This is a genomic window from Bifidobacterium sp. LH_491 (assembly GCF_056356495.1).
The window spans coordinates 1144660-1157465 of sequence record NZ_JBKEUI010000001.1; the positions used below are offsets into that span (position 1 = coordinate 1144660).

Consider the following 12806-nt stretch of genomic DNA (forward strand, 5'->3'; position numbering starts at 1 on the left):
GTCATACGGCGGACGTGCGCCTAGTGCGACGTGTCGCCTTCCGCGCGCCCCTCAGGTTCAGGAGACGCTCGATGCAGTATTGCGCGTATACGCGCCAACCTCGGCCCAAGCTCATGCTCATAACCTCGGTCACTGGGTTGATAATACTCGCGCCCCGTCAATTCCGCCGGCAGATATTGCTGCGCGGCCACCGCTCCGGGAGCGTCGTGCGCATACTGGTAGCCCTCGTGGTTGCCCCAGCTTTTCATCAACGCCGTGGGCGCGTTGCGTAAATGCAACGGGACTTGGCCGATCAGTCCCGCATCCACATCCGCCAACGCGGCGTTGATCGCCAGATAGCTGGCATTGGACTTCGGCGCGGTCGCCACTGCCACCACTGCCTCACCCAGAATAATACGGGCCTCCGGCATACCCACCATGGCCACGGCCTGCGCCGCCGCCACTGTCACCTGCAGAATCTGCGGCGCAGCCATGCCGACTTCCTCGGCAGCCGCAATCATAATGCGACGTGCGATGAACCGCGGGTCCTCTCCCGCCCGCAGCATGCGGGCCAGGTAATGCAATGCGGCGTCCACATCCGAACCTCGCATGGATTTGATGAACGCCGAAGCCACGTCGTAATGGTCGTCGCCATCCTTGTCGTACCGAATGGTGGCCGCATCCATTACCTGTGCCACCACGGGGGCGGTAATCGTAGGCCGGCGAGCACCCTTACGCCGTTCTCGATCGCCCGTCACCGCACCGGCCGCTGCTTCCAGTATGGTTAGCGCTTTGCGAGCATCGCCGCCGGACATGCGCACCATATCGTCGATGGCAGTCTCGTCAGCCTTGACTTCACCAGCGAGGCCGCGAGGATCGGTGAGCGCCCGTTGCAACAGCGCTTCGATATCCTGCGGTTCCAATGATTCGAGTTTGACCACCACCGAACGACTCAGCAATGGTTTGATTACCGAAAAACTTGGATTTTCCGTGGTGGCCGCGATAAACGTCACATCGCGGTTTTCCACGCTGGGCAGCAACGCGTCCTGCTGTGATTTGGAAAACCGGTGCACCTCGTCGATGAACAGCACGGTTTCCTTGCCTTGCGTCACTAGCCGCTCGTGTGCGCGGGCCAAGACGTCACGCACGTCCTTCACACCCGATGTCACCGCGGACAATTCCTCGAACACACGGTCGGACTGACGTGCCACGATATATGCCAACGTGGTTTTGCCCACACCGGGAGGTCCGAACAGAATCACCGAGCTGGGAGCCGTCAGCGCACCTCGGGAGGCAGGATTCGCCAGGCGACGCAACGGCGAGCCTTCACCCAACACCCGACGCTGCCCCAGCACATCATCCAGGGTCTCAGGCCGCATACGCACCGCTAAGGGGCGCGTCATGTCCCGCGGCGCATCGGTGGCCGCAAACAGATCCTCACTCATGCGTTCCAGTATACCCCACAGATTCGAACAACTGTTCTAATATCTTTGACGGCGAGTCCAGCACCTCGCCGTTGCAACGTTTTCCTATTCGGCGCCTCGCACGTCGTAGTCAAGGAACACCACAGCGCCGCTCTCCTGGGTCGCATCAAGATCGACCACGCCGACGATCGACCAATCGTGGTCGCCTTCGGCATCATCGAGAATCTGCCGTACCCGCCACACATGGTCACGTCGCTCATCCGCGTCATCGATAACGAACCACTCGCCGGAACGGGCCTGCGCATCGGTGTTCACGTACTCATGCTCCTCGTAGAATTCATCAAGCGCGTCCTCCCACTCATGCACGCCGTACCCCCATTCGCCATCCAACGCCGCCAAGGCCTGCGCATCGTCATCGGCCATAAGCTGCACCCTGCGGAACATGGCATTGCGCACCAACACGGTCAAACCACGCCGATCCTCCACCACGTCCGCGCCCGGAGCCGCCGTATGCAGCCCTTGCGCCTCGTCCTGCCCCGCCTGCTCCCATTCATCGACCAAGCTGGAATCAATGGAACGCACCACCACGCGCAACCAAGAGATAATGTCGCGCAACCGCTCGTCGCGCATATCCAGTGGCACCGTACGCGACAACGCACGATAGGCGTCCGATAAATAGCGCAGCAACGTACCTTCGCTGCGGGCAATGCCATAGCGCGCGACGTATCCCGTGAAGTCGGACGCGGTTTCCACCATGTCGCGCACCACTGATTTGGGACTCAGCCAATAGTCATTCGCCCACGGCACATCGCGACGGTATCGGTCGAACGCCGCAGCCAACATATCCTCCAAAGGCTTGGGATAGGTGATTTCGGCAAGACGCTCCATGCGCTCGTCGTAATCCAGGCCCTCCTCCTTCATCCGCATCATGGCGGCATCACGCGCCTGACGCTCCTGAGCACGCAACACCTGGCGAGGATCTTCCAAGGTGGATTCGACCATAGAAATCACATCCAGCGCGTACGTATCCGACTGCGGATCGAGCAACTCCAACGCTGCCAGCAGAAACGGCGACAACGGCTGATCCAACGCGAAATCATCGGGCACATCCATGGTCGTCACATACTCTACGACGCCATCGGGCCGATCGATCGTTTCAATGACTCCCGTATCGGACAACGTCTGGAAAATCTCATCGGCACGCGCATGCAATCGCTGCTTCTCGTCTTCGCGCTGTGCCGAATCATCGATCAGCCGATCCACCCGAACGCGGGCGTCGCCACCTTGAATCACCTCGTTCAGCACCATCGCATGCGTAATCACCATGTGCGGCACCAAGGTTTCCGGATCGGCTTCGATCAGCTTGCCAAACGTGCCCTCGTTCCACGAAACAAAGCCTTCCGGCGCTTTCTTGCGCTTGACTTTCTTCAACTTCTTCGGATCATTGCCGGCTTTGGCCAGTGCCCGGGCATTCTCAATCTCATGTTCCGGCGCCTCGGCGATCACCAGCCCTTCGGTATCGAAACCCATGCGCCCGGCCCGTCCGGCAATCTGATGGAACTCACGTGCGCGTAGCTTGCGCATGCGCGTGCCGTCAAATTTAGTCAACGCCGTCAGCAGCACCGCGTGAATGGGCACATTGATGCCCACACCCAACGTATCGGTGCCGCAAATCACCGGAAGCAATCCTTGCTGCGCCAACTGCTCGACCAGACGGCGATAGCGTGGCAGCATGCCGGCATGGTGTACGCCCACACCGGTACGCAGCAGCCGTTGCAGCAACTTGCCGAACGCCGTCGTAAACCGTACGCCCTTCATCGCCTGCACAATGGCATCACGCTGCTGTTTGCTAGACACGCCCGCACTGGAGAGCGCCTGGGCGGTTTGCACGGCAGCATCCTGCGAAAAATGCACGATATACACGGGAGTATGGCCCCGCTCGATCAGCAGCTCGACGCTGGAGGCCAACGGCTTGTCGGTATAGGCATACTCCAACGGCACCGGTCTCGGCGCATCCGCGATCACCTGCACGTCACGTCCCGTACGCTGCTGCAGATCATCAGCAATGGACGTCACATCTCCCAAGGTGGCGCTCATCAACAGAAACTGCGTACGCGGTAGCGTCAGCAACGGTACCTGCCACGCCCATCCACGCTCTCGATCGCCGTAATAATGGAACTCGTCCATCGCCACACACCCGATATCGGCATGCTCACCCTCACGCAGCGCCCGATTCGCCACAATTTCCGCCGTACAGCAGATAATCGGCGCTTCGGCGTTGATATGGCTGTCCCCGGTGATCATGCCCACATAGTCACGGCCGAACACCTCCACCAAGTCAAAGAACTTCTCCGACACCAAGGCCTTGATGGGCGCGGTGTAATAGGAGCGCCTCCCGGTGCACAACGCCGCGAAATGCATCCCCAACGCCACCAACGACTTGCCCGACCCCGTAGGCGTATTGACAATCACATGATCGCCGGCCAGTAGGTCCATAATCGATTCTTCCTGGTGAGGCCACGGCGTTATGCCCTTGACGTCGCGCACCCATTGGAAAAAGCGCTCATAAATGGTTTCCTCATCCAGCGTACGCTCCTGCCCCCATTGCGGCGCCAACGCTCCCAACGAACCATACGAACTCTCCTGTGCTGTCATGCCGACCAGTCTACCCGATGCCCCGATACGGCGAGACTGGTTGCTCCGCCTCTCCGACAAAGGGCATGACCCGCAAGCCATGCCCCTCATCCACAACGATCCGCGCCATTCCCAGCCGCGACCTGCAACGTCGCCTATGCGACGCCGTCATCCTTGCCGCGCTTGCCGTCCGGATTCTTGCCTTCTGCCCGCGCGCCCTCATGCGAGCGATGCGGGAACCATTCGGGCAACTCGCGCGAGTCGAGCGTAACCTGACTCTCCGGCTGCGTCTCGTCATATCCCTGCACGTATCGGGTATGCCGCCAATGATGGATGGAGGCATTGGTACCGCGATGATGCACGTGGTACTGGCGTTGCGCGCCACCCAGGGGACGTTCTTCCTTCGCCACCGCAATCTGATTGATATTGGAGGGATCCATGATGGCGATGGGGGCAACCGGTTCGGATTCGGTAGGCGCCGCGGTATGCCGGCGCATACGTTCCGGCAGGCTCTCCGCCAGACGAGACAATAGCAGGCAAACAATGAAATACACCACCGCGGCCACTACCAGCGTTTGCAAAATATTGAAGTACATGGACCCCAGCCGGCGCGACTCCTGAAGCAAGTCCGTATACATAATGATGGAGCCCAATGCCGTGTCCTTAAGCACCACGACCAGCTGTGTCACCGCCGCCGGCAGCATGGCGTACACGGCCTGCGGCACCTCGATCTGCATCAACGACTGCGTCGGCGACAGCCCTAACGCCTGCGAGGCCTCGCGCTGTCCATTGGGTAGGTTGCCCACGCCAGAACGCACCAGCTCAGCCACTACCGAACCGTTGTACAGCACCAAAGCCAACACCACCGCCCAATACGACGAATCCGACAGGCCGGCGAATGCGAACCAGCGCCAGAAAAAGATCATCATGAGCAGCACCGGTACGGCACGGCAGAACTCCACCACCAAACCGGATATCGCCCGCACGATGATATTGGGCAACAAACGGCCGATGCCAAACACCAAACCAAACGCCACCGAGCCAACCACGGCCAGGAGCGAAGCCTTCAACGTCATCCACAAGCCCGGCAAATAGAAATCGGTCCACGCCTCGGTTTCCAACGCAGGACGCCACAACTGCCAGCTTAACTGATTCTCTCCCTGCGGCGGATCGCTCAAGCGCCACAATATCGCCGCCACCACAAGCGCCACGAGGACGCAGGCCACGATATTCGCCACACGAATACGCCGCTTACCGCGAGGCCCGGGAGCGTCAAACAAAATCGAACTTTCACGCATACCCTGCATGGTCATCACCTCCGCACCGCGAGCTTATTGGACAGATACGTGGTGACCATGCCGATCGGAATGATGAGTATCACGTAGCCGATGGCAAAAATCAGGAAGATGGACACAATCACATCCGGATGGAACTCGATCATGGTGCTCATCAACGAGGACGTTTCCGTCGTCACCGACGCCGCGGCCGCCACCGTGGAATTCTTCAGCAAAGCGATCAACGTATTGCCCAACGGCGCCACCGAACCGCGGACAGCCTGCGGCAATATCACTTGCGTGGCGGACTGCATGAAATTCAAGCCCAGCGCACGAGCCGCCTCTGCCTGTCCCACCGGCACGGTGTTGACGCCCGAACGTAGCGATTCGCAAACGAATGCCGCCGTATACAGCGACAGTCCGGACACAGCCAACCAGAAAAAGTTCACCGCAAAGATATCGGAGAACCCAAGTTTGAGCTGCGCATAGACTCCTAACACCATAAACACCATGATGATCGTCAACGGCAGATTCTTGAACAACTCCACATATCCGGCAGCCACCATACGAAGGGATGAGACCGGACTGATGCGCATCATCACCAGCAACACGCCAAGTATGGCGGCGAAGAGCGCCGACCACAGCGTTAATTCGATATTGACGACAAAAGCGCCCACCACATCATATTGCGCAAACAACTGCATCAACGAGGCCATATCATTCCCCCTCGTTCGGCGTTGGCGGGTTGTACTGACCATTCGGCTCGTACCCCGTGCCACGAGTGTTGTCGCTGATGGCACGTTTCCACGAACCATCCTGAATCATGTCGGTAATCGCATTGTTGATGCGGGCGGCGAACGCCTTATCGCCCTTCTTGATGCCCACGCCATAGTATTCCTGCGTAAAAGGCTTACCCACCACGCGCAGTCGCCCGCGCGAGGCGGAGGCCAGACCGGCAAGAATGATATCGTCGGTGGTCACCGCGTCAACGATGCCGGAGAACAGCGCCGTGGCACATTCCGCGTAACCAGGCTGTTCCATCAGCTGCACTTCGGAAGCGAACTTCTCTTTCACCGTCTGTGCCGAAGTTGAACCAGTCACCGAGCACAGCCGCTTGCCGTTCAAATCCTCCGGCCCGTTGATGGATGTCTCGTCCTTGCGTACCAGCAGATCCTGTCCGGCCACGAAATAGGGACCGGCGAACGATACCGCATTCTTGCGCTCCGGCGTGATGGAATAGCTGGCGACGATCATATCCACATCGCCGTTTTGCAACATGGCTTCACGCTGCTTGGATGGTGCTTCCTTCCATACGATCTGATCCTCGCTATATCCCAAGTCACGCGCAATGTACTTGGCGACATCCACATCGAATCCCACATACGTACCGGATTTCTTAAAGCCCAATCCAGGCTGGTCGAATTTGATACCGATACGAAGCTTGCCCGCTTCATCGGCACTGCCGCAACCGGCCATGGCCGCCACGCATGCCATCGCACACGCAGCAGCGAGCACGGCGCGCCAGCGGCGACGCCATTGGACGCGAATCGTCATGCTGTTTCCTCTCTACAACTCACCCGGCTGCATGGTGCCGCCATCCACATCAGTGCGTCAGAATCTTGGATAGGAAGTCTTTGGCACGATCGGTCTTCGGATGCTCGAAGAACTCATCCGGGGTAGCTTGCTCCAGAATACGGCCGTCTGCCATAAATACAATGCGGTCGGCAGCCTTGCGAGCGAAACCCATCTCATGGGTGACGCAGATCATGGTCATGCCCTCACGCGCCAATTCCACCATGACGTCCAGCACCTCGTTGACCATTTCCGGATCAAGCGCACTAGTGGGCTCATCAAACAGCATGACCTTGGGACGCATGGCCAGCGCACGGGCAATGGCCACACGCTGCTGCTGACCACCGGAGAGCTGGGATGGCATCTTCGCCGCTTGGGATTCCACACCCACGCGGGCAAGCAGATCCATAGCGAGATCTTCGGCTTCCTTACGATCCATATGCCGCACCTTCATCGGCGCCAACGTCACATTCTCCAAAATGGTTTTGTTGGCAAACAGATTGAAGGACTGGAACACCATGCCGACTTCGGCACGTAGTTGGGCCAGCTCCTTGCCTTCTTGCGGCAGGGGCTTGCCATCAATGCGAATATCGCCCGAATCGATGGTTTCCAAGCGGTTGATGGTGCGGCACATCGTGGACTTGCCCGAACCGGAGGGACCGACCACCACCAGCACCTCGCCTTTGCCGACGGTGAGGTTAATGTCTTTGAGCACGTGCAGATCGCCGAAATGCTTCTCCACGTGGGTTAGCTCGACCAGCGGACGAGCCGAATCGGATGCGCCGGGCACCAGCGGTGCGAGAGGACGCTCGGTTTGCGTAGCAGTTGCTTGTACATCAGTCATGAATGACGAGTATAGCGACACTGTGTTACGGATATCGCCCAAAGCTCACCAACGCCATGTACAACCGGTCCCGCCCCATCTTGCGCAGATGGGGCGGGACCGGTCAGTTACAGGCTGCACATCAGCTGGTGCGTACCGACATAGTCGTCGGACAAGTTCCAGCCGGCTCCGCCTACTCTTCGTCATCCTCCGGCACGTAATCCACACCGGTTTCCGCACGCTGCTCATCGCTAATCGGCGCAGGCGCGTCCGTGAGCAAATCACGGCCGCCGCCCGCCTTCGGGAAGGCGATGACATCGCGAATCGAGGAAGCGCCAGCAAGAATCATCGCCGCGCGGTCCCAACCAAGAGCGATGCCCGCGTGCGGCGGAGCACCATACTTGAAGGCCTCCAGCAGGAAGCCGAACTTCTCCTCGGCCTCTTCCTGGCTGATGCCCAACACCGAAAGTACACGGTCCTGCACATCCTCGCGATGGATACGCACCGAACCGCCGCCCAACTCGTAACCATTGCACACGATGTCGTACGCATCGCTCATCGCATGCTCGGGATCCTGATCGAAACGGTCAATCCAATCCGCCGATGGCATGGTGAACGGGTGATGCATCGACGTCCACTTGGAATGGCCCACGGCCACATCGTCGTCATCCGGATCATCCGTGGACTTGAACAACGGGAAGTCCACCACCCATGTAAAGGCGAACTCGTCAGGCTTGAGCAAACCGGCTCGATCTGCCAGCTCCACACGCACCGCGCCCAGCAGATTCTGCGAGGCCTCGCGAGCACCGGCGGCGAAGAACACCGCGTCGCCTTCCTCGGCATGCACCGCTTCGCGCAAGCCAGCGCGCTCGGCTTCGGAAAGGTTCTTGGCCACGGGCCCCTTCAGCTCGCCGTCTTCAGCGAAGACCACATACGCCAAGCCCTTGGCACCGCGCTGCTTCGCCCAATCCTGCCAAGCGTCGAACTGGCGACGCGGCGTGGCGGCACCGCCCTTGAACACCACGGCACCCACGTAAGGAGCCTGGAACACGCGGAACGGCGTATCCTTGAAGAATTCAGTGAGTTCGATCAGCTCATTGCCGAAGCGCAGATCCGGCTTGTCAGAGCCGTACTTATCCATCGCCTCCTGCCAGGTAATGCGGCTAATCGGCAGCGTAATCTCATAGCCTGCGGCTTTCCACACGGCGGCCAACACACGCTCGGCCATCGTCATGACGTCTTCCTGGTCGACGAACGCCATCTCCATGTCGAGCTGTGTGAACTCAGGCTGACGGTCGGCACGGAAGTCCTCGTCGCGGTAGCAACGAGCCAGCTGGTAGTACCGCTCCACACCGGACACCATCAGTAACTGCTTGAGCAACTGCGGCGACTGAGGCAAGGCATACCATGACCCCGGCACCAAACGAGCCGGCACCAAGAAGTCACGAGCGCCTTCCGGCGTGGACTTGATCATGGTGGGCGTTTCCACCTCAGTGAAGTTCATCTCGTCAAGCGCGGCACGCGCGGCGCGGGTCATATCGGAGCGCAGCTTGACGTTACGCTGCATGGAAGGACGACGCAAATCCAAATAACGGTAACGCAAACGCACTTCCTCACCAGGCAGCTTGGTATCCGACTCGTTCTCCAACGCGGTGGACACCTGGAACGGCAACGCGTCGGACTTCGCCAGCACCTCGATCTGCTCGGCGACCACTTCGATGGCACCGGTGGCCAAATGGCTGTTCTCGTTGCCTTCGGGGCGCAAGCGCACCTCACCGGTAACCTTCACCACAAACTCGGAGCGCAGCGGACGCGCCATCTCCTCGTCATAAATCACCACCTGCACCAAGCCGGTGGCATCGCGCAAATCGACAAAGGCCACGCCACCGTGGTCACGGCGACGATCCACCCAACCGGACAGCGTCACGCGCTGACCGACCAACTGCTCGCCCACTTCAATGGCATGGTGTGTCCTGTAAGCCGTCTGGCTCATGTTCCCTCTATTCCTCGTTCGTTCAACCTACGACGTGGGGTACGTGACGAAATGCCACACGACTCACGCGTTGAAAACAATGGATTGCTGGGCAGTCATAGTATCGGGTTGCCACGACTGCGCATCGGCCTGGCACTGTTCGCCCGATACGATGTTCTTCACCTCGTCGTGGGCGTCCTCATCGGCGGCATCCGCAGGGAACCACACGTAGGGAATGCCCAGCTTGTCGGCATATTTGATTTGCTTGCCGAGCTTGGCCGCGGTAGGCGCCACTTCGGTGGCGATGCCGCGCGCACGCAACGCGGACGCAATACGATTCGATATGGCGCGGTCCTCTTCGTTCCACACCGACACCATCACCACCGCCGGAGACACGCGGGTCGGATGCGCGCCGACATTGTGCAACATATACGACAGCAAGCGCGATAGGCCGATGGACAGGCCGACACCCGGGTAGCGCTTGCTGCCTTGCGACGCCAAATTGTCATATCGGCCGCCGGAGCAAATCGACCCCAGCGATTCGGCACCATCCAGGAAGGTCTCATACACCGAGCCCGTGTAATAATCCAAACCACGGGCAATCCGCAAATCGGCGATGATGGCGCCCGGACGGATGCCCGCAGCCTCGTCGACGATCATGCACAGCGTATCCAGCCCCTCACACGCCAAACGGTAATGCTCGTCGTCGGTCGGCACGCCCAACCGCTCACACAACGCCATGAAGCGTTCGCGTAGCTGATCGCCGTTATCGGCCTGCAGCTGCGCCAACTGCAAACAGGCCTGCGCCTGCGCCTGGCTTGCGCCACATTCCTTGACCAGCAACGCGCACACCTCGTCGGCGCTGATTTTGTCCAGCTTGTCAATCTGACGCAACACCCCTTCGACGTCATCCAAGCCGATGCCACGGTAGAACCCCTCGGACAGTTTGCGGTTATTGGCATGCACCGTAGCCTTGGGCAAACCGAAGGCACGCAGGCGCTCCAACGCCTCCACCATCACCAGCGGCAGCTCGACCTCGTAATGAGCAGGCAACTCGCCGTTGCCCACCACATCGATATCGGTCTGCACAAACTCGCGGAAACGCCCCTCCTGAGGCCTCTCGCCGCGCCACACCTTCTGCATCTGCCAGCGCTTGAACGGAAACGCGAGATCTCCCGAATGCTCCACCACATAGCGGCTGAACGGCACGGTCAAGTCGAAATGCAGTCCCAAACGCTCCTCTACCGGCGTGTCGGATTCCTGCCCGACCTCCTGCAATCGCGACAGCAAGTAAATTTCCTTGCTGGTCTCGCCTTTTTTCAACAAACTCGCGCCTTGTTCCACCGCTCGCGTCTCAATGCCAAGGAATCCATGAAGCTCAAAAACCTCACGCAGCGTGTCCATAACACGCTGTTCGACGACACGTTCGGACGGAAGCCACTCGGGAAAACCGGAAATTGATGCACCTTTAGCCATGATTCCTTATAATAAGTGAGGTTGCGGAAAAACAGGACGCCACGTGGCCCCTGTCCGCAACGTTCCACTACGTAAAGCTGTAAGGAGCTGACCATGGCCGACGAGAACGTCACCCCAACCGAGAACCCGACAGAGCCCATCGACCGCGAGTCGACCGACAACGCCACACCGTCCGTGGCTCCGGCGACCCCGGTCAAGCCGGCGGTACCCTCTCCGGCGGCTTTGGCACACAAGCCGGCAAGCAATCACCCGGTTACCACCGCCACTTACTCGGCAGCCGATTTGGAACATGCTCGTTCCTTCGGCCGCGTCGACGAACAGGGCAACGTTTTCGTCAAGGATGACGAGGGCGAGCGCGAGGTTGGACAATTCCCCGACTCCACGGCGGACGAAGCGTTGACGTTCTACGCACGCCGCTATTTGGACATCAAAGCCAAGCTGGACCTGTTTGCCACCCGCATGCAGTCCGCCTCCATCAAGGCCCACGAAATCGACGAATCCATCAAGACCCTTGCCAAGGAAACGCTGCAGCCTGCGGTGGTTGGCGATGTGGCGGCGCTGCGCACGCAGTACGCCGCACTGAAGGAGCAGGGCGAGGCCAAGAAGGCCGAGCTTGCGGCGGCACGCAAGGAAGCCATCGCCAAGGCGTTGGCCGAACGCACCGCCATCGTCGAGCAGGCCGAGGCGTTGGCCACCAATCTCACCGACGCCACCAATTGGCGCGACACCGCCGACAAGTTCCGCGCCTTGTTCGATCAGTGGCAAGAACATCAGCGCACGTCCATCCGCATCGACAAGTCCGACGCAGACGCGCTGTGGAAGCGCTTCTCCACCGCCCGTACGGCATTCAACCAGGGTCGTCGCAAGTGGGCGCAGGAGCGTGACAACGAACGTGCCCAGGCCCGTCATATCAAGGAAACCATCATCGCCGAAGCCGAAGCTTTGAAGGATTCCACCGAGTGGGGCGAGACGTCGCGCAAGTTCAACACCCTGATGGATCGTTGGAAGCAGGCCGGCCGCGCGGGTCGCAACGAGGACGACGCCCTGTGGACTCGTTTCCGCCAGGCGGCGGACGTGTTCTTCGCCGCACGTCAGGCCGACCGCGAGCAGACCAACACCACCGAACAGGAGAACCTCGCCAAGAAGGAAGCCCTGCTGGCCAAGGCCGAAGCCTTGGTGCCGGTTGCCGATGAGGCCGCCGCCAAGAAGGCCCGCCACGAATTGGCCGCCATTCAGGAAGCATGGGATCAGATTGGCTACGTGCCACGCGACGACATGCGCCGCATCGAAGGCCGTCTCGACGCGGTCGACAAGCAGATCAAGGCTGTGGAAGACGCCGCGTGGAAGCAAACCGATCCGGAAGCCGACGCTCGTAAGTCCAGCTTCGAAGAGCAGCTTACCGCGCAGCTGGCCGAGCTTGACGCTCGGATTGCCGCCGAAACCAACGAAAGCCGCAAGGCCAAGTTGCAGGCGGAGAAGGCCACCAAGGAACAGTGGCTGAACGCCATCAAGTAAGAGCGGCGCCACTGCAATCCTTCACATAGCGTGGGGGCCTGGCATCCAACGGGTGCCGGGCCCCACTCGTATGGCGGTTGGACGCCACCGGCAACCACTAGAACGCCACGCCATACGCCGTTATGCATGGCACGGTC

At 60.0% G+C, this 12806-nt stretch carries 9 protein-coding genes; 1 reads left to right on the plus strand and 8 read right to left on the minus strand.

The annotated features are described in order from the left end of the window. Positions 1–20: 20 nt before the first annotated feature. The 8 genes from AC1AWK_RS04370 to hisS all read right to left on the minus strand — a co-directional run bounded on the left by AC1AWK_RS04370 (position 21) and on the right by hisS (position 11154). Complete coding sequence (locus AC1AWK_RS04370) at positions 21–1424, minus strand: replication-associated recombination protein A (protein ID WP_476568413.1); 1404 nt, start codon at positions 1422–1424, stop codon at positions 21–23. A gap of 84 nt (positions 1425–1508) precedes the next feature. After that, complete coding sequence (locus tag AC1AWK_RS04375) at positions 1509–4058, minus strand: DEAD/DEAH box helicase (RefSeq protein ID WP_476568415.1); 2550 nt, start codon at positions 4056–4058, stop codon at positions 1509–1511. A 134-nt stretch (positions 4059–4192) separates the two neighbouring features. After that, complete coding sequence (locus AC1AWK_RS04380) at positions 4193–5344, minus strand: amino acid ABC transporter permease (RefSeq protein ID WP_476568417.1); 1152 nt, start codon at positions 5342–5344, stop codon at positions 4193–4195. 5 nt (positions 5345–5349) lie between these two features. Then, the gene (locus AC1AWK_RS04385) at positions 5350–6027 is read right to left on the minus strand and encodes an amino acid ABC transporter permease (protein WP_476568419.1); all 678 of its coding nucleotides are present in this window, start codon (positions 6025–6027) and stop codon (positions 5350–5352) included. Position 6028: 1 nt separating this feature from the next. After that, complete coding sequence (locus tag AC1AWK_RS04390) at positions 6029–6865, minus strand: glutamate ABC transporter substrate-binding protein (RefSeq protein ID WP_476568421.1); 837 nt, start codon at positions 6863–6865, stop codon at positions 6029–6031. 49 nt (positions 6866–6914) lie between these two features. Beyond that, on the minus strand, positions 6915–7727 hold the full coding sequence (locus tag AC1AWK_RS04395; RefSeq protein ID WP_476568423.1) for an amino acid ABC transporter ATP-binding protein: 813 nt from the start codon (positions 7725–7727) through the stop codon (positions 6915–6917). Between the two features lie 172 nt (positions 7728–7899). Then, positions 7900–9699, minus strand: a complete 1800-nt coding sequence (gene aspS / locus AC1AWK_RS04400; RefSeq protein WP_476568425.1) for an aspartate--tRNA ligase — start codon at positions 9697–9699, stop codon at positions 7900–7902. Positions 9700–9762: 63 nt separating this feature from the next. Further along, positions 9763–11154 carry a histidine--tRNA ligase gene (gene hisS / locus AC1AWK_RS04405; RefSeq protein WP_476568427.1) on the minus strand — a complete coding sequence of 464 codons (1392 nt, stop codon included), beginning with the start codon at positions 11152–11154 and terminating at the stop codon, positions 9763–9765. Positions 11155–11247: 93 nt separating this feature from the next. Here hisS and AC1AWK_RS04410 point away from each other — a divergent pair, with 93 nt between their 5' ends. Continuing rightward, the gene (locus AC1AWK_RS04410) at positions 11248–12669 is read left to right on the plus strand and encodes a DUF349 domain-containing protein (RefSeq protein WP_476568429.1); all 1422 of its coding nucleotides are present in this window, start codon (positions 11248–11250) and stop codon (positions 12667–12669) included. Positions 12670–12806: the final 137 nt, after the last annotated feature.

Bases quoted from the DNA above. Each gene is read 5' to 3' on its own strand.
- AC1AWK_RS04370 (WP_476568413.1), bottom strand. From the start codon at position 1,424: ATGAGTGAGGATCTGTTTGCGGCCACCGATGCGCCGCGGGACATGACG.
- AC1AWK_RS04375 (WP_476568415.1), bottom strand. From the start codon at position 4,058: ATGACAGCACAGGAGAGTTCGTATGGTTCGTTGGGAGCGTTGGCGCCG.
- AC1AWK_RS04380 (WP_476568417.1), bottom strand. From the start codon at position 5,344: ATGCAGGGTATGCGTGAAAGTTCGATTTTGTTTGACGCTCCCGGGCCT.
- AC1AWK_RS04385 (WP_476568419.1), bottom strand. From the start codon at position 6,027: ATGGCCTCGTTGATGCAGTTGTTTGCGCAATATGATGTGGTGGGCGCT.
- AC1AWK_RS04390 (WP_476568421.1), bottom strand. From the start codon at position 6,865: ATGACGATTCGCGTCCAATGGCGTCGCCGCTGGCGCGCCGTGCTCGCT.
- AC1AWK_RS04395 (WP_476568423.1), bottom strand. From the start codon at position 7,727: ATGACTGATGTACAAGCAACTGCTACGCAAACCGAGCGTCCTCTCGCA.
- aspS (WP_476568425.1), bottom strand. From the start codon at position 9,699: ATGAGCCAGACGGCTTACAGGACACACCATGCCATTGAAGTGGGCGAG.
- hisS (WP_476568427.1), bottom strand. From the start codon at position 11,154: ATGGCTAAAGGTGCATCAATTTCCGGTTTTCCCGAGTGGCTTCCGTCC.
- AC1AWK_RS04410 (WP_476568429.1), top strand. From the start codon at position 11,248: ATGGCCGACGAGAACGTCACCCCAACCGAGAACCCGACAGAGCCCATC.